We start from the raw sequence: 23,690 nt of genomic DNA on the forward strand, positions 1-23,690 counted from the left end.
ATCAACAAGATCAACAAGGATGGAAGCATCAATGTAGGTGATCTTGCGATGGTAGCTTACCATTACGGTAAGAATTCCAATAGCACAGACTGGGCGACAGCCAAGATTGCTGATATGAACAACGATAATAAGATTGATATTAGTGATCTTGCGGTTGTTGCATCCCAAATACTCCAATAAAAACTGAATGCTAGTTATGCCCTATCCAGATAGAAAGCTTCATATGGATAGGGCATACTTGTATTTGTTGGTTTTTCTTAGAATCTACGAAGTCAATTCATAGAAATCTTCACTTTTCGAATAAGAAATTACATTCTGAAATGATTACGTTTAAGTTAAACTGTAAACAGTAATTATCACAGCATAGTAATTTGTTACATACAAATTACTAAGAAGGAGTGTAATAAATAGAAATGAAAAAGAAACATGAGAGGAATCTTGTGCTTATGAGTAAGAAGCTAGGGGTATTTTTATTAGCGCTTACATTATTGCTAAGTATTGTACCAAGTGCTTCGATATATGCACAATCCAATGAAGACACCTTAGAGAACCCATTTATATGGGCTGACGTTCCCGATCTCGATGTCATCAGAGTAGGTGATGCTTATTATATGAGTAGCACAACCATGCATATGAACCCTGGTGTTCCTATTATGAAATCATATGATCTCAAAAACTGGGAAATCGTCAATTATGTTTACGATATGCTTGCTGATAATGATGAACAAGCACTTAGAAATGGAAAAGACAATTATGGGAAAGGTTCATGGGCAAGCAGCTTAAGATACCATAATGGCAAATATTATGTGGCATTTGCTTCCTATGATACTGGCAAAACCTATATCTATCAAACAACAGATATAKAAAAGGGTCCATGGACCCATTCAGAGCTTGATGGGGTTTATCATGATATGTCATTGCTGTTTGATGATGATGGACGTGTCTATATGGTTTATGGCGGCGGTGATATTAAAGCAATTGAACTGACTCCAGATGCTACCGCAATCAAAGCAAGCGGCCTTAATAAAGTCATTATTCCTAATGCGAGCCTAGTTGCAAGTACAGCGGAGAATGTCAATCTTCAAGCTGAAGGCACACATATCCAAAAAATTAACGGTACATATTACGTATTCAATATAACATGGCCTAAGAATTCTGGTCGTGTTGAAATCATGCATCGAGCAGACAAAATTGATGGTGTATATGAAGGTAAGGTTGCCTTAAACAATGCTGGTATTGCACAAGGCGGTATCATTGATACCGTTGATGGCAAATGGTATGCCATGTTATTTGGAGACCGTGGCTCAGTCGGACGTATACCTTACCTAGTGCCAGTTACATGGAGTGATGGTTGGCCAGTATTCGGCATTAACGGTACGGTTCCACAAAGTATGGCTATTCCCGTTAGTGGTGTAGCATCTAAGAACAATTTGGTCGCTTCTGATGAATTCTATCAAAGCTCCCAAAAAGTGGGGGCATCGCATACCGTTATTAATACAACTTCAACTACAGCACCTACAGTGCCAACACCTGTGACACCACTACCTATAAATGAAGGAACAGAACTTTTTGTGAACGGTGGGATGGAGAACGGGTTAACGCCATGGGAGAAACATGATACTGCAACGGTTGTGGTATCAACGGATGAGCATTTTAGCGGAACCAATAGTTTATATATTAGCGGCAGGGGAGCTACTGGTGCTGGTGTGCAACAATTTGTTACTGGAAAAATAAAAGCGGGGGCTACTTATAAATTTTCCGCGAAAGTGAAATATAACTCTGGACCAGCTACGAAGCAATTCAATTTCGATATCCAAGATGGAGATTGGACGACGATTAAGATTCTTGGATCAGGCGTCATGACCAAAGGTGAATGGGGCACAATTGAAGGCACCTATACGGTTCCGGCGGATGCAACCTTCACTCTACCACGTATATTTATTGAGACAATTTGGACAGCAGCCCAAGATCCCACGAATGATCTAATGAATTTCTACGTCGATGATATTTCTTTCGTGGATGTTACACCTGATGGGAATCTTTTAACAAATGGTAAAATGGAAAAGGGCCTAACTCCTTGGGAGAAACATGATACTGCAACGGTTGTGGTATCAACGAATGAACGTTTTAGCGGAACCAATAGTTTATTCATTAGTGGACGGACAGCAACTGGAGCTGGCGTGCAACAGTCTGTAACCRGAAAAGTAACAGCTGGCAGTAAATATAAATTTTCCGCCAAAGTGAAATATAACTCAGGTCCTGCTACGAGAGCATTTAATTTCGATATCCAAGATGGAGATTGGACGACGATCAAGATTCTTGGATCAGGCGTCATGACCAAAGGTGTGTGGGGCACAATTGAAGGCACCTATACAGTTCCTGACAATGCTGTTTTTAATCAACCGCGTATATTTATTGAAACTTCCTGGACAGCAGCGCAAGATCCGACGAATGATCTAATGGATTTCTATGTCGATGATATTTCCTTAATCGACGCTACGCCCGCTGGAGGTTTGGATAAAGTGAAGAACGGGGAATACGATTACAATGGATCTAATCTTGGATTAGTGTGGCAATGGAATCATAATCCCGATAATAACCACTGGTCCCTTACGGAGCGTTCTGGCTATCTAAGACTTACTACTGGAAGAAAGAGTACAAGTATTCTTGATGCCAGAAATACACTGACACAGAGAACATTTGGTCCAGAAAGCTCAGGAAATATGGCCATGGATATCAGCAAGATGAAAGATGGCGATTATGCAGGACTCGCTGCATTCCAAAAAGAATATGGATTCGTTGGGGTGAAAATGTCCGGGACTTCGAAGTCCATTGTTATGGTGGATGGCAGTTCTGGAACTCCAGTTGAAAAAGCTAGTATTCCTGTCACTCAGGATAACGTATATTTTAAAATTGATTTTGACTATAAAAATCAGACAGATAAGGCTTATTTCTATTACAGCCTTGACGGCATTACATGGACAGCAATAGGGAATACGCTGCAAATGCATTATACATTGCCTCATTTTATGGGATATCGATTCGCATTATTCAATTATGCAACGAAAACAACAGGCGGTATTGTTGATTTTGACTATTTTAGAATAGATAATAAATTGACAGGAACGAATTCGCCCGCAACAGTACTTCAGGCAAATCTAACCAATGTTCCGAATGTGATCGGAGTTCAGAACATCGAGCTGCAAGTTCCAGTCCAAATGAATGCATTACCGAATGGGAATTATTCAGCAATCTCAGCTTCTTTTCAAATACCGAAGGAACTCATTGTAACGGGTGTAGACTTTAATACGGCTAATATTGTTGGAAATACTTCCTATACGTTTGCCAACAATCAATTGCTTTTACATGTAACTGGAAATAACGTAAACTTTGCAAATAATCAATCTTCTAATGTGTTCGCAACGATTAAGTTAAAGGTTAATGGCTTTGTCCCTGCTGATCAAACCGTACAAATTAAGACAGACTACATCAGGGTTGATGGTGGAAATGTTCAATACAATGTTAACAACTCCGTATCAAACATTGGATTAAAGCTACTGCCTACACATGCATATGCCAAGATTCCAGGCTATGCGAACCCGCTTATGAGTCATAAATTAGGAGCAGATCCGTTTGCGATGGTTTATGACGGCAGAGTGTACATCTATATGTCAAGTGACGATTATGAGTATGATTCAAATGGAAATATCAAAGATAATTCATTTAGCAATTTGAATAGAATATTTGTGATATCCTCAGCGGATATGGTCAATTGGACAGATAATGGTGCAATCCCTGTAGCTGGAAAGAATAATGCGAATAATGGCGCGGGTGTTGCCAAATGGGCAGATCTATCTTGGGCGCCAGCAGCAGCACATAAGAAAATTAATGGTGTAGATAAATTCTTCCTTTATTTCGCAAATGGTGCTAGTGGAATTGGTGTACTCACTGCGGATAGTCCCATTGGTCCGTGGACTGATCCACTGGGCCAAGCTTTGATCACTAGTAGCAGCCCTGGAGTTCCTGGTGTAGCATGGCTATTTGACCCAGCCGTATTGGTTGATGATGATGGAACTGGTTATCTCTATTTTGGTGGGGGTATACCAGGAGATCCGAATCCAACCCCAGAGCAAATTGCACATCCGAAAACGGCTAGAGTAGTGAAGTTAGCTGATGATATGATTCATATGGCAGGGTCAGCTGTTACAATTGATGCCCCTTATATGTTTGAGGATTCAGGTATTCATAAATACAATGGTAAATATTATTACTCTTATTGCTCTAATTTCTCAGGAACACACCCGGATGGAACACCTGCCCCTGGAGAAATTGCTTACATGGTAAGTGATAGTCCTATGGGTCCGTTTACTTACGTTTCACCGATCCTGAAAAATCCGTCTGTATTCTTTGGCGTTGGCGGTAATAACCATCATGCGATTTTCGAATTTAATGATCAGTGGTATGTGGTCTACCATGCTCAAACGGTCAGTAAGGCTGTCGTAGGGGATGGCAAAGGTTATCGTTCTCCTCATATTAATAAGGTTGAGTATTATGATAATGGATTAATTAAAGATATTAAGGGGGATATGAAAGGTGTATCCCAGATAGCGAATCTTGATCCTTATACGAGAGTTGAAGCTGAAACAATTGCTTGGAACGCAGGTATTCTTACTGAGGTGAGCACAGCACCAGGCAACCMGCTAGCAAGCCTTAACCTCGATGTTACGGATATTAATAACGGAGACTGGCTGGCAGTATCTAATGCTGACTTTGGTGATACAGGAGCTGCTTCGTTTGAAGCAAACATCGCATCGACAGTAGGCGGTAAAGTAGAAATACGTCTGGACAGCCCGATTGGTGATGTAATTGGTACGCTGGACATAGCGCCTACAGGTGGCAATCAAGTATGGCAGTTGTTGAAAACGAATGTGGAGAATGTGAAAGGGATTCACAATGTTTTCTTCATGTTTAGTGGCACAGGCAATAACTTATTCGCGATGGATTATTGGAAATTCAATACGAAACCGACGGGGCCAGATGTCATTCCATTAGAATCAGTCCAGATTATAAACGGATCGCAAACTGTTAAAGTAAATGAGCAATTGACCTTTAACGCTGTAATCAATCCGTCTAGCGTAACGGATGCAACGTATCTATGGGAAACAAGTGGTGGAATTAGCATTGTAGGCAGCAACAGCAATGATGCGGTCACCATCAAAGGAACCAATTCCGGGACAGGAACACTTAAATTAACAGTAATTGGCGGTGGCACGGAGAAAACGTCCGATACGACGATTACAGTGACGCCAGCAAGTGTTGATCCAGATCCAAATGGCGATACACTAGAATCAGTTACAATTACTAACGGAGCTCAATCGGTTAACGTGAACGATCTCTTAACTTTCAACTCGTTAATCAATCCATCAAGCGTAACGGATGCAACGTATCTATGGGAATCAAGTGGCGGTATTAGCATCATTGGAGACAGCGGGAAGAATTCGGTAACCATTAAAGGAACGAATGTCGGAACAGGGGTGCTTCAATTAACAGTCCATGCCGGTGGCACAGAGAAGACAGCTCAAAAGACGATAACGGTAATTCCACTGGATAACAATAGTGACAGTGGTGACAGTGGTGACAGTGGCACTCCTTCAACACCAACAACACCAACAACACCGGTGACAAGCGGTCAAGACGCTGACATTCTGGTTAACGGAAAAGCAGAAAGTGCTGGAAGCACAGAAACAACTAAAGTGAATGGCCAGACAGTCACGACCATTGCATTTGACCAGAAGAAGCTTGATCAATTGCTCGCGGTGGTTGGGGAAAAAGCTAACATTACTGTGCCAGTTACTGGCGATTCCGATGTTGTAATTGGTCAATTGAACGGTCAGATGGTCAAAAACTTACAAGAAAACAAAGCTATAGTAGAGATTAAAACGGATCGAGCAACGTATACGCTGCCTGCACAACAAATTGATCTTCGCGCGATCTCAGATCAAGTCGGAGGATCAGTGGCCTTGCAAGACATTACGATTCAAATTCAGATCGCAAAGCCATCCCCTAATATGGTAAAAGTCGTGGAGAATGCAGCAGACAAAGATAAGTTTACACTTGTCGTTCCACCGATTGAATTTACAGTTGAAGCGAAGTACGGCGAAAAGATCATCCTATTATCTAACTTCAACGCCTATGTAAAACGTACGATTGCCATTCCGGATGGCGTAGATCGGAATAAGATTACTACGGCGGTTGTTATAGAGCCAGATGGAACAGTTCGTCATGTACCAACTAAACTTGTAAACGTAGACGGCAAGTATTATGCAGAGGTTAGCAGTTTAACGAACAGTACGTACTCTCTGATTTGGCATCCAGTATCATTCTCTGATGTCTCGACGCACTGGGCAAAAGATGCTGTGAACAATTTAGGATCAAGAATGATCATTGGTGGGATTGGCAATGACCTATTTAATCCCGACGCAGATATTACTCGTGCCGAGTTTACTGCCATTATCGTTCGAGGATTGGGCTTAAAGTTGGAGAATAGAACATCGAACTTCTCCGATGTTAAGGCTGCGGATTGGTACAGTAGTGCAATAATGACGGCTCAATCCAGCCATCTTATTGACGGTTTCGAGGATGGTACTTTCCGTCCTGGAGACAGGATTACTAGAGAGCAGGCCATGGCTATTATTGCTAAAGCGATGGAGATGACCGGTTTGAAAGCGAAACTCACAAACCACAATGCCGCTGATGTATTACGTACTTACACAGATGCAACAGAAAGTGCACCTTGGGCAATGAGTGGCATTGCTAATAGCATCCAAGCGGGTATTGTAAGTGGAAGAGACGAAGCTACTCTTGCACCGAAAGCAAATATTACAAGAGCTGAGGTTGCTAAGATGGTACAACAGTTGCTACGTAAGTCTGATTTACTATAACCATCACATAACCTAATATTGCGCATGTTGTGCCTTATCCATTAATCATTGCTTTCGAGCAAGGGGTAGGGCACAGATGCGTTTCGACCATGGCGATTAATATTGAACTTAGGGTGCTTACTTCATTGCGGGAGGAATTTACATGATGGACATGGATAAAATAAAAAATAAACATCAATATACGGTATCAGTCAGAGTTGATAATATTAACGCGAAAGGGCTCCTAGCTAAGTTGAAGGAAAAGTTGATTAGTGAAAACCAGCTCGCTTCGGAAAACGAACTCTCTTTTACTGCCTATGCGAGTATAGGAGAAAATCTTCTTGTAGTCGCCGCCGATCAGATATAGTGCTGACTCGATTTGTGCATAACGAAGCGTTCCGATGGGAGATTTACTTCCCGCTGGAGCGCTTTATTATTGTCAAGATATTTGCCTTTCTCCGTTCACTTCCCAAGGAATTGGAGGAAGCTGCTTGTATAGATGGGACGAACGTTTATCAGACATTCTTCAGAATTTTTCCGATTGTCACGTGTTCTTGACTTTGTATAGTATTAACAGCTGTAATTCATAGGGGGAATATCTTTAATCTGTGAATTGTAAGCGCATTCTTGATCCGTATAATAAATAGTGTAAGCAAATAAATGATTGACCTATACAAACATTCATCTTTATGGAGACAATAAGGGAGGATTAGAAAAATGGTTAAGAAAATAAAACGTCCTGTTTTAGCAACTTTGGTACCTGTTCTGGCTCTAGGATTAACGTTGACAGGATGCACCGACTCGAAGGATACGGCAAGCAGCACCTCTTCGCCTAGCGGTAGTCAGACAAGTCCTGCAGCAACGAAAAACGACGCGATCAAACCGGTTACATTGTCAGTGTTCATTGGCGGCCCTGGTCAACAGCCGACTCCTGACAACAAGATCTACAAGATGATTAAAGATAAAACTGGCGTTAGCCTAAAAATGGAGTTTCTTGTCGGTGACCTGCAGCAGAAGATGGGCGTTATGATTGCCGGCGGTGATTATGCGGATATTATGTCCGGGGATGATAAACTAATTGCAGCCGGTGCTTTTATTCCCCTCGAGGACCTGATTGACAAGTACGCACCGAATTTGAAGAAGCACTATGCCTCCGTGTGGAATCAGATCAAGGATCCTGCAAGCGGTCACCTTTATGCTCTGCCGGCTTACGGTGTGTACAGTGGTCAAGTTAACGATACTGCCTATGGAGGACCAGGCTTTTACTTGCAAAAGGATGTCCTGAAGGAAATGGGTTATCCAACTCCTAAAACGTTGGACGATTATTTCGATATCATAGCGAAATACAAAGCGAAACATCCAGATATGATCGGGTTCGAGACGTTGAGCTTCGACTGGAGAAAATTCCCGTTGCTTAATCCGCCAGAGCATTTAGCTGGTTATCCAAATGACGGTGGTGTTATCGTCGATAACGGGAAAGCGCAAATTTTTGCGGACAAGGATATTGCCAAGACCTATTACAAGAAGTTGAATGAGATCAATGCGCAAGGCTTGATGGACAGGGAAGCACTGGTACAGAACTACGATCAGTACTTAGCTAAAATTGCCAGTGGCCGCGTTATTGGGATGTTCGACCAGCAATGGAACTTTAACGATGGAGAACTTTCTTTGAAATCACAAGGTAAATTCGGCAGCACATATGTCGGGTTCCCGCTCTTGTATCCAGGCGCCACAGAGCACTACCGTGACCGTCCAGTTGTGAACATCAATCGCGGATTCGGGATTTCGACGAAAGCCAAGGATCCGGTTCAAATCATCAAATTCCTTGATGCGCTAATGACCGAAGATTGGCAGAAGACACTCCAATGGGGTATTCAAGGCGAGGATTATGAGGTGAAGGACGGTAAGTTCTACCGTACGCCTGAACAGCGCGCGAAAGCAGACGATAATACATGGAAGCTAGCGAATAAAGCGGATGCGTTCTTGGGTGGCCTTCCTAAGATGCAAGGTTCGTATAGTGACGGAAATGCAACTGATGCGGGATCACAGCCACAGGAATTCTTCGACAGTTTGAAGCCGCAGGATCAGGAAGTGCTGAAGGCATACACCCATAAGACATGGGCAGAGTTCTTCAAATCACCTGTAGAAAATCCCATATACTACCCAGCGTGGAGTATTGATCTGGTGGATGGTTCACCAGCCAAAGTGGCCAATCAGAAGATGGAAGACCTTGCCGTCAAATATTTGCCGAAAGCTATTATGGTCAAACCGGATGAATTTGAAGGTGTATGGAAGGAATATGTGGATCAGATTTCCAAAAGCAATTTCAAAGCCATCGAAGATCGTATCAATGAACAAATTAACTGGCGTATTAAGAATTGGAGCAGCAAATAAGAGAATAGAACATGCAGTAGTGTGGGGGGAGACTAAGGGTCTTCTCCGCTTTACTTCCTAGGAGGGAATGTCGATGGCCGAGACCATACTGTCCAAAAGACCAAAGAAAAAGCAAAAAATTGATCCGGAAATCGGCGTCGGTTTAAGTTGGAAGACGATCAAAAACCAGAAGCAGTTAATTCTGATGTCGTTTCCCATCGTGATTTATATTCTTATTTTCAATTATGTACCGATTTGGGGCTGGTTAATGGCGTTCCAGAATTATCGTCCGGCTTTGAAATTTTCCAAACAACAGTGGGTGGGGTTGAAGCACTTTAAATTTCTGTTTCAAGATGATACGTTCATGACAGTGCTTCGCAACACGCTTGCCATGAGTATGATCAATTTGGTTCTTGGCTTTGCAACAGCCATACTTTTAGCACTATTGCTGAATGAAATTAAAGCTCGTTTCTGGAAACGGTCCATCCAAACGATTTCTTATCTGCCCCATTTTCTGTCATGGATCATTGCTGCGGGTATTGTAGCGACTTCGCTATCCGTCGACGATGGTATCATTAATCAGTTGTTGATGAGGCTGCACCTCATTAATGAACCTGTGATGTGGCTTAGTCAGGGTAAATATTTTTGGGGGATTGTGGGCTTGTCTAATGTGTGGAAAGAGGTGGGATGGAATACCATCATTTACCTTGCAGCTATCACCTCGATTGATCCGTCGCTGTATGAGTCTGCTGGGATCGACGGTGCAAACCGTTACCAGAAGATCCTGTACGTCACATTGCCTGGGATCAAGTCGACTTTTATCATTCTATTAATCATGAACATCGGACATATTCTGGATGCAGGCTTTGAAATCCAGTACCTGCTCGGCAATGGATTGATCGTCGACTGGTCGCAAACGATTGATATTTTCGTTCTAAAGTACGGGATTGCTCAAGGCAACTATTCGCTGGCCACTGCGGCAGGTATTTTCAAAACAGTTGTAAGCATAATCCTTATTCTAATTGCAAATTCTACCGCCAAGCGTCTTGGTGAAGAGCGGTTGATATAAAGGAGAAATGACGATGGGGACAACGACTGCGCGCAGAATTCGGATGGAGCCGATTCTGTTCCATACGATTAACGGCATCTTCATGCTCGTTCTTGCTATAGTAACATTATATCCGTTCCTTCATACACTAACTATTTCATTCAATGAGGGCAATGATGCGCTTCGGGGAGGCATCTATATATGGCCTCGTTCATGGTCATTGCAAAATTATAAGGCGATTTTCCTTTCGGGTACGATTTACCATGCGGCGTGGATTTCAGTCGCTCGTACGATTACAACGACGGTGATAGGTGTATTCCTTACCACCATGTTAGCGTATACACTAGCACAGCCCCACTATCTTTTTCGTAAAATCATCGGTTTAATTTTTGTGTTGACGATGTATTTTAATGCAGGACTTATTCCTAACTACTTTCTGATCAAAAGCCTGGGGCTTCTGAATAACTTCTGGGTGTATGTGCTCCCAGGAATGGTGAATGCGTTTAATCTCATTGTCATTCGGACGTATATTCGAACGCTTCCTTCAGGCTTGGTTGAGTCTGCGAAAATGGACGGAGCCGGTGATTTCACCATATTTATACGCATCATATTCCCGCTGTGTACGCCTGTCCTAGCGACCATCGCCTTGTTTATTGCAGTTGGCTCTTGGAATTCCTGGTTCGATACGTTTCTGTATGCTTCGTCTGATTTGAAGCTGAGTACACTTCAGTACGAAATGATGAAGCTGCTTGGATCAACGATGAGCAGCAACAACGATCCCGGTCTGATGGCTKGGGMAAACGCAAATCAAACGAAGGCCATGGTTACGCCTTCTTCCATACGTGCGGCGATCACGATTGTGGCGGCGGTTCCGATTCTATTCGTGTATCCTTTCCTGCAAAGGTATTTTATCGTCGGTATGAACCTTGGAAGTGTCAAAGAATAAGACTTAGCAAGTGATGATCATAATCATGTCCCGTTTCAGCTCGGTGCTGGGGCGGTTTTTGCTTTATACAATCTCATCTTATCCTTTATAATAGTTCATATCGACTTTCTGAAGTGAGGTGATTCCCATGTTAAGGGTTATGTTTGCCGATGACGAGCCTTACATGCTAGAGGGACTGCGGACGATGATTGATTGGAATAAACTAGGCTTTATAGTGTGCGGGGAAGCTTCAGATGGGGAAGACGCATTAGCTTTGATGGCGTCGGCACTGCCTCATTTGGTGCTGACGGATGTTCGAATGCCTGTTATAGATGGCTTGGAATTGATTGAACAAGCGTCCAGCCTCCATCCTGAAATGAAATTTATCATTTTGAGTGGGTACGCGGATTTCGAATATGCCAAAACAGCGATGCGGCATGGTGTCGCCAATTATTTGATGAAACCCTTAATTGAAGCGGAGCTCGTAGCTGCAGTGGAAGCGGTCGCAGTTACGATTCTAGAACGTATAGCTGCTAGCCAGTTCGAAAGCGCTGCTTTAGATTGCTTGCGATTGGAAACGATTTCAAAGTTGGTACAGGGTGAAAACAGGCAGAAATGGATCGAGCAGGCGAGCGCTTTGTTGGATCTTCATGAACATTCTAGCTTCCGCTGCGTTTTACTTGAACCTAACATTCAAGCTCAAATTCAGGCGGACCTGAAGCAGATTATTGCAGATAAGATGAAGCTTACGCAAGTGAGGATGATTCCATTTGGCGTAGGGAAAGAACGCCATGGATTCTTGCTGGTCACAGGACCCGAGGAACGCGAACTTTCTACTGAGATGATGACAGAGATCATGACAAGTGTCAGACATGACTGGGGCACAGCGATCTCCTTTTCTATTAGCAGTGAACATAAGGGACCGCATGCGTTAAAAGAAGCATTTCGTGAGGGGCTTATAGCCGAAATGTGCAAGTTCCCTTCTGGAGCGGAAGGAATGTACATCTATCAAGGAGAGTGGTCAGCGGAGACGCTTCCTGCATTTGGTATGACGGAATCTATCCTAGATGCTGTAGGGAGTGGGTGTCCAGAAACAGTGCGAGCCCAAGTACACCAGTTATTCATCGCTTTTTCGAGGCAGTCCGTATCTGAATCTTGGGTAAGTGCTTATTTAGACAACATTAAGCTTGAAATTCTTAAGTCAATTACCCAATTTGGCGGTGATCCTAATTGGGCTTCAAATTGGTTTGTTCCCACTGTTCCAATGGATATTGGCCTCTTGGAGCGCCAAGTAACACAAGAAATTCTGCAAGCAGTAGAGTGGATTGGTCAGAACAAAGGCGTAGGGCAAGATGAGGTCGTATCCGCAGCAGGAGAATATATTAAATCGCACTACAGKGAAAAGCTGCAACTGCAGGTTGTTGCAGAGCATTTTAGGCTGAATGCTGCGTATTTTGGCCAGAGGTTTAAGAAGCAAGTTGGCCTCACCTTCAATGAATATTTACATGTCGTACGAATCGACGAGGCCAAAAAATTACTTCGCCGAGAAGAACTGAAAATATCCGATGTCGCTGATCGTGTCGGTTACTCGGATTCCGAACAGTTCGTAACCAAGTTCAAGGCACTTACTGGCATGTTACCCTCCGCCTACAAGAAGGGTTAACCTATGACTGACAAGGAGAGCAAATATGAGCCGGAAATGGAAAATGTTGCGTATTGTTAATGATATTCCCCTGAAGTTCAAGTTTCTGATCATTTACTTGATGTGTGTGTTGCTGCCAATATTGTGTATAAACAGCTTGTTTTTCTTACAGGATAGCAAAAATACAGAACGTAGAGAGATGGATAACTTGCAGATTTCTCTGAATAGGGTTGGAAATGAAATCATGCAAATGGTGAACTCAGGTGTTGTGATTGGCAATGCTGTTTCCGCTGATCGTGTATTTAATGAGATGCTAGAATTTACGTACTCGGATAATGTTGCTTATTACGAAGAATACGACAGTTTCCTCCGAGACAAATTGGGGCAGTATCCGAATATTTATCCTTGCATCTCTTGGATTGGCGTATACACATCGAACCCAACGCTATCCAATGGTGGAAGTTACTTTATGCTTAAGCCTAATGATCTGAAGAGTGAATGGTATCAGAAGATGAACGAAAATAAAGATAAGGTGACAGTGACCTCTTATTTGGATACGAATCCCATGAATCCCGAGGAAAAATTGGTATATGTCAGCATTATTCGGAAGCTGGACAATTTCCCAGACCTCATGAAATTCTCCAAATATCTGCGTATCGATATTCGGATGGATAAGCTGCTGGAGCTGTTTGATAAAGAGAGTAATTACTTGTTAATCAAGCTGGTGGATGAGGAAAATCGGCTTGTTCTTGAATCAGCAGGTGCGTTTAAGGGAAGTGACCCTTTGCTCCCGACCCTGCCTGTGTCAAAGGTTTCTCAGCTGACAGGCTTACCTGAAAATAGTTTTGTCAGTCCTCTCAGTAACGCTAGTTATGTGCTTAACTGGCGGCTGGTCGGAATTCCAGAGGGAAGTCGAATTGCGGAAGAGAGAAGAGGGGTTATCCATTTCTTTATCTGGCTGACGCTCATTAGTACGATCATTCCGACAATATTGATTTACATTATTATGCATTCTTTCAATTTCCGGGTAAGAAAGCTCTCCAAACATATGCAGTTGGTGAAAAATGAGAGGTTCGAGCCCATTACGATGTATGAAGGAAAAGATGAGATCGGTCATCTTCTTCGCAGCTTTAATTTGATGACGGAGAAAATTCGTAATTTAATTAACGACGTGTACAAACTCGAAATTCAAAAAAAAGATTTGGAGCTAGAACGCGTACAGGCCGAGCTGAATTATTTGCAGAGCCAAGTAGATCCTCATTTTCTGTTCAATACATTAAATGCGATTCTTGTTGTATGCAAGAAATATCGTTATGAGCATGTGATAGAAATTATTCAAAACTTGTCCCAGATTTTGAGAAGGCTGCTAAGCTGGAAGGAGGATTTGGTGACAGTAGAAGAAGAGCTAAGCTTCACTGAAATGTACCTCCAGATCGAGAAGTTCAGATTCCAAGATCGGTTCCACTATGAATTGTCCGTTGACGACTCTGTTCTATCGTATCGAATCCCGAAGATGAGTATTCAATCGCTCGTGGAGAACTCTTGCAAGCATGGGCTTCAATCGGTGAAAGGGAATCGCAGAATTCGGATATCTGTAGAAAGAGCTGGGATGAACATGCTCATGAAGGTCGAAGATAACGGAATTGGTATGAACAGCACAAAATTGGATGAAATTGTTCAGAGTCTGTATAAAGGAGAAGACAACGGCAAGAACATCGGACTTCGCAATGTGTATCGACGTTTAAATCTGTTTTATGCGGAACGCTCACTGTTCCAAATTGAAAGTATCCCCTTCGAGAAAACGAGCGTTACCATACAGATTCCTTTGAGTCTTATTAGGAAACAGGAGGAGACGATCGGACATGTATAAGGTTATCTTCGTGGATGATGAGCCTTTCGCTTTGGAAGGTATAAAGCTCATGGTCGAATGGGAAGAGCTTGGCTTTGAAATCGTACAAATGTGCGAGAACGGCGAAGAAGCTTTAGCCTGCATTGAAGCCTGTAAGCCTGATCTCGTTGTGACGGATATTCGGATGCCGGTCATTGACGGATTAGAATTAATCGATCGGGTGCAAAAAGCAGGCAACGATCCCGTATTCATCATTTTAAGCGGCTATAATGATTTCGAATATGCTCGATCCGCCCTAAGGTATGGTGTAAAGCATTATTTGCTTAAACCGGCTTTGGACAGGGAATGGGAGGCTGTCATTCAATTCGTTATTGAAGAGCTGCAGCACAGAGAACAGCAAAGGGTACGCCATGACCTCGTTACCGACCGTCTAGTACCTACTCTGCTTGCTCAAATGCTTCTGGKGGAAATTTCGGCAACAGACGGAAACGTTGGGGAAATACTAGATCCMTTGGCACAAGGAAATCAGGGCTGGAGGTACATTCATGTAGAATGGCTTAGCGGCATAAAACAGGATCTGGATGCACGTTACTTCCTTTCGCGAAAAGCTCATGCAATCGATTTGTTTGGGAGCCAGGACGGCCTTGTTATGGAGTCATTCCCTGAGATCGAGGAATGGGCTGGGCAGGTATACGAAGATCTACATGAGCAAGGTATCGAATGCTGTTTCTCGATAGGACCACGGGTGGAGTCCCTCCGTCATATAGAAGATTCGTATGCAGGTGCTCTAGAGACATCCGTGCATCATTTCTTTCATATATCCGGTGGTCCACTCGATTACGATAAGATTCATCACAAGCAAATCAGCTATGATCTACATGCGGTTTCTATCGTAGATGACATTCAAAGTGCCCTTGAGGCGCTTCAGGATAAGCGGGTTGAGGACCTGATTAAGCAAATGTTTGTGATACTGTCAGCTAACAAAACGGCCCGGGAAGTCGTTCATTTGCTGGTCATACGCATTGTTTTGAAAAGCGCTGCTGTCATGCGGGACATGGGTATTGATTCGGATGCGCTGCCTCGTGTTCGCGATTTTTTGAGAAGGGAGCATCGTTCCCTACAGGAAGTGGAGGAGTCCCTGCAAGCGTATGTGCAGCAGTATATGAGCCAGCTAAAGCAGCATAAAGAGAAGTTCTCCGGGCATCCCCTTCGAGTTATTGAGCGTTTTATCCAGGAGCATTATCAGGAATCGCTGACGATTAAAGATATCGGAGAACGGTTCTTCATGAACCCAGTATACTTAGGCCAAGCGTTTATGAAGAGGAACGGTGTAGGCATCATTGAGTATATTCATGACCTGCGAATTAACGCGGCGAAGCGTATGCTATGCGAAACTGATGAAACGATTCGTCTAATTGCGGAGCAGATCGGATACGTTCACTATCATCATTTCCTCAAAGAGTTTGAGAAACGTGTGTCTGACAAGCCCGGTGTGTTTAGACAGTTAAGCAAAGCATAAAGGATGGCAAATGAAAGACGTGTATTTCTTTTCTAAGAAATACACGTCTATTTGTTAGGAGTGCGACTGAAAACAGCGCACACCATCTTGAAAGATTTTAAGAAAAGGGGGAGAGATCTTTAATCTGTGAATGGTAAGTGTAGTCAGATTCTATATCATATAACATAGAAGGCCTGTTTAAACAGGGGATGATGAGGAGGTTTATCAATCTATGAACAACAAGGTACCGAGCTTACACGAGGCTTATAAGGGCATATTCAGAATCGGAGCTGCTGTTAGCACGAAGACTATCCGATCCGAAGGAAACTTCATCGCCAGGCATTATAACAGCATTACAGCGGAGAACCAGATGAAGTTCGCGGAGATCCAYCCTGAGGAAGAGCGGTACACATTTGAGACAGCGGATGAAATCATGGATTTCGCCATGCAGAACGGGATTGCCGTTCGGGGCCATACGATGGTCTGGCATAATCAAACCTCCGATTGGGTGTTTGAAAGCCCTTCCGGCGGTCCTGCCAGTAGAGAACTGGTTCTCTTACGGATGCAGGAGCATATCCGTACGGTAGCCAGTCGTTACAAGGGGAGGGTTTATGCGTGGGACGTGGTCAACGAGGCGATCGAGGACAAGGTGGATCTGGTGATGCGAAGTACCAAATGGCTGGAGATTCTCGGTGAGGATTATATCCGCCATGCTTTCGAGGCAGCCCATGAAGCCGATCCGAATGCACTTCTGTTCTATAACGACTACAACGAGACAGAGCCTGTCAAACGGGATAAGATTTATAATCTCGTCCGTTCATTGAAGGAGAAGGGGGTTCCTATCCACGGAATCGGCATGCAGGGACATTGGAATATCTATGGTCCTTCCTTGGATGAAATAAGTCAAGCGATCGAGCTATACGCTTCCCTCGATCTGGAGCTTCACATCACCGAGTTAGATCTTTCCATGTTTCAATTTGAGGACAGGCGGACTGATCTGAGTGTGCCCACCGAGCAAATGGTGGAGCTGCAGCAGCAGAGGTACGAAGAGATCTTCAGGCTATTTAAGGAGTATCGAGAAGTCATTACGTCGGTAACTTTCTGGGGAGCGGCTGATAACTATACCTGGTTGGACAACTTCMCTGTTCGCGGCAGAAAGAATTGGCCGTTTCTATTTGATGGGGATCTTCGGCCTAAGCAGGCATTTTGGCGTGTAATCGGGTAGGCAAATTGCCATAATTAAGGGGGGACTGTTCTTTAATTTGAGTATGTGAAGCCAATTATCTAAGTTGTAGAATGAAATTGAAATAAAATTGTAAGCGATTGCAGAAATAGGAGGATGAGAATGCTTGTGAGAAAACAACTTCATGTATGGATGGCAATTGTGCTGCTGTTTGGGATGATCTCCCCCCAACTTCTAGTGCCCGTGATGGCATCGGCTTCCGGCAATACAGCCGTATTGTCCCAAAGTTTTGAAGACGACCAAACTGGCGGTTGGGTTAAGGTATCCTGGATGGGAGACGGTTCAATTGCCGTGACGTCGGCAACGGCCTCCGATGGCTCCAAATCCCTGGCGATGACGAACCGTGCTGCAAGTAATAGCTCCCCGTTCCTGGATTTGACTTCGTACACACAAGCTGGCCATACGTATGATTTGTCACTGAAGCTTAAAGTCGGAGCAGGAACCGATAATTTCCATATCGCTTCCAATGTCGATGCTGCTTCGCTGACCAATAAATATCCATGGCTGGTGGTGAATAAGTCGGTTAGTTCCACTGAATGGACCACTTTTGAACTAAAGGGATACGAGCTTCCAGGTGATACGAAGGCGTTCAAAATATGGGTGGAGTCGGATTCAGCTTCCACCACTACGGAGGACCTCTATATCGATGAAGTACAGTTAACTGATGTCACGCCGGCTGCACCGGTTGATTCGGGAACAGTTGACCAAACTGGGGTCCAATCCTCCTTTGAGGACGGACAAGGAAATTGGGTGCGCAGAAACGGCTCCGGCAATATCGATATATCGACGGCAGACAATCACACCACAAGCGGCTCCAAGAGCTTGCTGACCACGGTATCAGAGCAATATGATGGGCCTTTGCTGAATGTCCTTGGCAAGATGTCCAAGGGCTATAAGTACAATTTGTCCACTTGGGTAAAAATGGCTCCGGGACAATCCCCGACTGTATTGCGGCTCTCTGTGCAGAGCGGCGATAGTACATATACGAATGTTTCGTCAAACGTGACGGTAACTTCTGATCAATGGGTACAATTGACCGGTGCGTTTACCGTTGCTGCCACTCCGACCGTATTGAATGCATACGTGGAAGTAGCCAATAAGTACGAAGATACAAGATCCTTCTATATAGACGATTTCAATTTGTCCTATGTGGGTCAAGTATCCGGGCCGAAGCCGATTCAAACGGATATTGATCCATTGAAGGACATCTATGCGGACAACTTCAAAGTCGGTGCTGCCGTAACAGGAGATCAGCTTACTTCCGATGTTCACACGCTTCTGGATTATCACTATAGCTCGCTCGTAGCTGAGAATGCTACAAAGCCGGGTTCTCTGGAACCGACAGAAGGGCAATGGAACTGGACGGAAGCAGACAAGATCGCACAATATGCCAAGGATCACACGATGAATTTCCGGCTGCATACCCTCGCTTGGCATTCGCAGGCTGCTGAATGGATGTTTAAGGATGCGCAGGGCCAGCCGCTTGCAGCTACACCGGAGAATAAACAGCTGGTGCTTAACCGTCTGACGACGTATATCCAAACCGTGGCACGTCACTATAGTTCCATGGAAGTGCCAATCAATGCCGTCGACGTGGTCAACGAAGTTATTGATCCTGGACAGCCGGACGGCATGCGGAAGAGCGAGTGGTATACGCTGACTGGCTTGGATTTCATCCGTACAGCCTTTAGGGTTGCTCGTCAAGAGTTGCCAGACGCTAAACTGTATATCAACGATTACAGTACGCAGGATCCGGCCAAACGCGACTTTTTGTTCAATTTGGTGACAAAGCTGAAAGGCGAGGGAGTTCCCATTGACGGTGTGGGTCATCAAACGCACATCAGCATTGGCGGTCCTTCGATCGAGCAAATTTCTGATTCCATACGGAAATTCGGAGAAGCCGGGCTCGACAATCAAATAACGGAGCTTGACGTTTCGGTTTATACCGACAACAGTTCCACCAGCTATGATGATACCAGCCTTGTGAAACAAGTCTACCGTTATAAGCAATTGTTCCAAGAGCTTGTTCGGCTGGACAATGAGGGCAAACATGCTGCCTCGAACACGCAGGCCTATAATCCTGACGGATGGATCAGCAATGTTACGATATGGGGGATTGCAGATGATCATACCTGGCTTGATAACCAAGGTACAACCCGTAAAGATGCTCCTTTCCCTTTCGATGTGCAGTATCAAGCCAAATATGCTTATTGGGGAATGATTGAAGCAGTAAAGACGCTGACACCATCMCATCTTCCAATAACCGCGCAGACAGCAAATACAGCGAAAGGTACACCGGCTAATGCTTCAGATCCGGTTTGGAACACGGTTCCGGCATTGAAAACGCAACAATTAGGTACCCTTCAGGCTGAAGTGAAAACCTTGTGGGATGAACAAAATGTGTATGCCCGCATAGCGGTCAAAGACATGACCAAAACCGCGACGGATCTAATAGAACTCTTCGTGGATGACTATGGCATTAAGAAATATACATTCGCACGAAATGATGCTCGAATTACAGAAGGAACTGACGGTTATGTGTTGCAAGCATCAATCCCGATGGCAGGCACATTAGGCAAGGGAGTGAAGTTTGACGTAAGAGCCACCGATAAGGGGATTAATGACGGTACGGAGCATGGGAGCAATGGCGTTATCGTATCCTGGAGTGATCCACGGAACACGCAGGACAATGACTTACTTGGTTACGGGATCTTGACTTATATCGATGCCGTAAAAGTGGCAAGTGCTTCTTACGGAACTCCTGCAATCGATGGCGAAATGGACAGCAAGTGGGCGAACGCACCGGTTTATACGGCTGATGTGATGGTAGAGCAGCATAACAATGCAGTCGCCAAAGCTCAATTGCGTACCATGTGGGATGAGCATAACCTCTATGTTTATGCCGTTGTGTTAGACAGCAATTTGAGTGATGCCAATGCCAACGCATGGGAGCAGGATTCGATGGAGATTTTCGTTGACCAGAACAACGGAAAAACGGACAGCTACCAAAGTGACGATGGTCAATACCGGATCAATTTCAAAAATGTAAAGACCGTCGGCGGCCACGCAACCCAAAATAACTATACATCGGCTACCAAAATTATTGATGGAGGTTACGTTGTAGAAGCGGCTATAGCGCTGGATACGATTACTCCACAAACTGGAACCGTGATCGGATTTGACTTCCAGGTTAATAATGATCAGGACGGAGGAAGCCGTGACAGCGTATTTTCTTGGAGCGATCCAACAGGGCAATCCTATCAGAATACCTCGAGATTCGGCGTTTTGAAGCTTGAGCAAATGCAGACATCCACCCCGTCGACCTCGCAGACTTCCTCTGTCTCGACCGCAGAACCAGAAGGGGCGGTTAAGGTGCAAACAGATACAGGAGGCAAGGTAGAGAATAATGGGGCGGCAGTTGACTTGCCGGCAGGAGCAATAGGCAGTGACATATACGTGAGCATTAAAAAGTTGAGCGACATCTCACAACTGAAGCCGGATCCGGATTTGAAGCTGGCTGGAGATGTGTACGAGATTATCAAGGACGTAGCAGGACCGTTCCAGAAACCAGTCACGATCACCCTTCCGTTCAACATCAGCTTGTTAGACGATGAGCATGAGCTGGCGCTGTACTGGTACAACGAAGAAACCGGCAAATGGGTCAAACTGGACGACATAAAGGTCGATCGGGAGAAAGGTACCGTTTCCGGCAGTGTGACGCACTTCACCAAGTTTGCGGTATTAGCGGAAAATAAGCCAGCACCTGTCGGGGTTCCGGCCTTAAATGATATTAAAGGACACTGGGCGGAAGCAGGCATTCAAGCCCTAGTGAAGACAGGTGTGATCGATGGCTACCAAGATGGTTCATTCCGACCTGAAGCAGCCGTAACAAGAGCCGAGTTTGTATCTATGATCGTCAAAGCTTTCCACTTTACGGTAACTGGAAGTGCGGGATTTACTGATACCGGCAGCCATTGGGCGAAGGAAGCCATTGCAACTGCATCCACGCTGGGGATCGTGGATGGCTATGAAGTTGGAAACTTCGGGCCGGATGACAACATCACTAGGGAACAAATGGCTGTAATACTTGCACGTGCCGCGCAGTTGGCATCTGCCAACAGCAGCTTGGACTATCAGGATAGTGGGGACGTCTCCGCCTGGGCACAAGGGCCGATTGCAGCTATGACCGCTAAGGGTGTTCTGAACGGCTACGAAGACGGTACGCTGAAGCCGAAGGCTTTCAGCACCCGTGCAGAAGCGGCGGTTAGTATGATTAGGATTTTGGATGTTCAACAGGTACAATAACGCTCGCGAGCATGAATAAGGAAGGCTGTCCGCACGTGAATTTCATGTGCGGCAGCTTTGTTTTGGGCTACGGGATCAAATGCTGTTCAGGTCTCTGCTGGCCATGATTTTTTATTGTAGAAAGAATATATCCGAAGGGACAATAATGATCCATGAGAAGCATAAATGTGACGTCAGTGCCTGCCGAATATCTGCGATCAGTTAATGAAGAGACTCAAGGTACGGTTAAGGAGGTTTCCTATAAGGTAGGCAACTATATTCATTTGTCTCGACAGCTTGTAACAGATAGGAACATAGATGCCAGTGAAGCAGGAAGAGAAACGGTTGCAGGAGATGCGATATTGAAGAAATGCAACGTCTACTTGCCTGCGGGTTATGATCCAAAGGACTCTACTGTTAGATATAATGTACTGTATTTGCTTCATGGAGTAGGTGGGGATCAAGATGAATGGTTAAGCAGTAACGGTAAGGCCGACGGACGATTCATCATTTGCAATCTATTTGACAATCTTATTGTAAACGGCGATATCGAACCGCTGATCGTTGTATTTCCCAACGGAAGAAGCGCGTACGACTGGACGGATAGCTCCTTTAATTCCGAAGGAACTAATATGCTGGGATTCTATTACTTCGATTATGAGTTGAGATATGATCTAATTCCATCTATAGAATCCAATTACAAAACCTTCGCAGATATAACAGTCACTTCACCTGAGGGAATCATATATAACCGCAGGCGCAGAGCGATCGCCGGGCTTTCGATGGGGGGAATGCAAGCCTTGAATCTGATACTCGGCGGATACCGCCATGATTCGACGCGAATCACTGGCACAGAGAGTCCCTGGAATAACGGGTTGGACAAGACTGTGCTCGCTCCAGGCATGATAGATTTGTTTGCTAATGTCGGAGCTTTTTCCAACGCTCCTACGTCAAGTGATGGCAAAACGCTTGGAGTCAGTCTTACATCATGCTTCTATGACCTTCATTTACTATATACCACCTGCGGCGATGCAGACGGAGTAGCAAATGGCAGCTACATAAAATCTATAGATGGGCTTATACATTCGGGGAATCCTCTTTATCATTTTTATCAAATTCGGATTAAGAATGGTTTTCATGATTTCCATGTTTGGAATAACGGTGCTTACAATTTTAGTCGATTGATATTCAAAAATTATAATGATCATGCAAGATCCCATGTTGTGAGGAAAACACTTTAATATTTTGCGAAGAGTGATGTGATTGATGAAATTTGAATGAATGGACCTTCAGTGGAAGTATTAATTCTTACAAAGCATGAGAGATATTTCGGGAAAATGGCATATTTCTCAGTGATGTACTCTTTATAATTAGTCAATATAGATAAAAAGGCGAACGATTTGCTTGATTAATTCAGTAATCCTATGTATTATTAAGATAGATTTGAAATCATAAAAGTCAATAATCGTTCTTGAAGGTGATTTTAATGTCCCAATCAGATTCTAATGAGTACAAGAAGAAGCTGTGTCACCTATATAACGAGATTTCTAAAGAATTGTTCGGCTTTGGAACCACTTTACTGAAGGTATCGCTGGATCAGAACATCATTACTTTTCATGCAAAGCATCGTCGTTCCCCCCGTTCTACCGCGCTTGAAGGCGAGGCGCCGACTTTGAAACACGAAGTGGATTTCTATATGTCTTCGATATATAAGAAAAGAATCCGCGAGAAGTTGGAACAAGAGATGGGATTATCGATGGATGCGGTATTAAGAGATTATGATCCGCCAACGCAATGGGCAATTACGAACATCATTCTTAAACAAACCGAATAGCTTAGACCATGGTGTTTCACTTTTGATCTATCTTAAGTGGAAACCGCATGTATATCCGTAGATGTCTCTTTACA

At 44.2% G+C, this 23,690-nt stretch carries 13 protein-coding genes; all 13 read left to right on the forward strand.

Annotated elements, in window-relative coordinates; genetic code table 11:
* Window positions 1–180, forward strand: a 180-nt coding sequence (locus AC1DLM_RS28155; RefSeq protein WP_477571808.1) for a dockerin type I domain-containing protein, incomplete at its 5' end; no start/stop codon positions are given.
* 266 nt (window positions 181–446) lie between these two features.
* A complete protein-coding gene (locus tag AC1DLM_RS28160; protein WP_477571809.1) occupies window positions 447–6,941 on the forward strand; it encodes a family 43 glycosylhydrolase in 6,495 nt (2,164 codons plus the stop codon).
* 142 nt (window positions 6,942–7,083) lie between these two features.
* On the forward strand, window positions 7,084–7,287 hold the full coding sequence (locus AC1DLM_RS28165) for a hypothetical protein (RefSeq protein ID WP_441987458.1): 204 nt from the start codon (window positions 7,084–7,086) through the stop codon (window positions 7,285–7,287).
* Between the two features lie 350 nt (window positions 7,288–7,637).
* Window positions 7,638–9,314, forward strand: a complete 1,677-nt coding sequence (locus tag AC1DLM_RS28170; RefSeq protein ID WP_477571810.1) for a type 2 periplasmic-binding domain-containing protein — start codon at window positions 7,638–7,640, stop codon at window positions 9,312–9,314.
* A gap of 73 nt (window positions 9,315–9,387) precedes the next feature.
* A complete protein-coding gene (locus AC1DLM_RS28175) occupies window positions 9,388–10,362 on the forward strand; it encodes an ABC transporter permease (RefSeq protein ID WP_477571811.1) in 975 nt (324 codons plus the stop codon).
* A 13-nt stretch (window positions 10,363–10,375) separates the two neighbouring features.
* Window positions 10,376–11,287 carry a carbohydrate ABC transporter permease gene (locus AC1DLM_RS28180; protein WP_477571812.1) on the forward strand — a complete coding sequence of 304 codons (912 nt, stop codon included), beginning with the start codon at window positions 10,376–10,378 and terminating at the stop codon, window positions 11,285–11,287.
* 127 nt (window positions 11,288–11,414) lie between these two features.
* The gene (locus tag AC1DLM_RS28185; protein ID WP_477571813.1) at window positions 11,415–12,929 is read left to right on the forward strand and encodes a response regulator transcription factor; all 1,515 of its coding nucleotides are present in this window, start codon (window positions 11,415–11,417) and stop codon (window positions 12,927–12,929) included.
* 25 nt (window positions 12,930–12,954) lie between these two features.
* Window positions 12,955–14,778 (forward strand): sensor histidine kinase, encoded by a 1,824-nt coding sequence (locus tag AC1DLM_RS28190; RefSeq protein WP_477571814.1) that lies wholly within the window; start codon window positions 12,955–12,957, stop codon window positions 14,776–14,778.
* Window positions 14,771–16,276, forward strand: a complete 1,506-nt coding sequence (locus AC1DLM_RS28195; protein ID WP_477571815.1) for a response regulator transcription factor — start codon at window positions 14,771–14,773, stop codon at window positions 16,274–16,276. The genes AC1DLM_RS28190 and AC1DLM_RS28195 overlap by 8 nt, the downstream gene beginning before the upstream one ends.
* Window positions 16,277–16,487: 211 nt before the next feature.
* Complete coding sequence (locus AC1DLM_RS28200) at window positions 16,488–17,480, forward strand: endo-1,4-beta-xylanase (protein WP_477571816.1); 993 nt, start codon at window positions 16,488–16,490, stop codon at window positions 17,478–17,480.
* 120 nt (window positions 17,481–17,600) lie between these two features.
* Window positions 17,601–21,803: an endo-1,4-beta-xylanase gene (locus AC1DLM_RS28205; protein ID WP_477571817.1), complete on the forward strand. Its 4,203-nt coding sequence runs from the start codon at window positions 17,601–17,603 to the stop codon at window positions 21,801–21,803.
* 152 nt (window positions 21,804–21,955) lie between these two features.
* Window positions 21,956–23,023, forward strand: coding sequence for an alpha/beta hydrolase (locus AC1DLM_RS28210; RefSeq protein ID WP_477571818.1), 1,068 nt, complete (start codon window positions 21,956–21,958; stop codon window positions 23,021–23,023).
* A gap of 245 nt (window positions 23,024–23,268) precedes the next feature.
* Entirely contained in the window at window positions 23,269–23,616 is a 348-nt protein-coding gene (locus AC1DLM_RS28215) for a hypothetical protein (protein ID WP_056619026.1), read from the forward strand.
* Window positions 23,617–23,690: the final 74 nt, after the last annotated feature.

The organism is Paenibacillus sp. 01T442, from assembly GCF_056398345.1.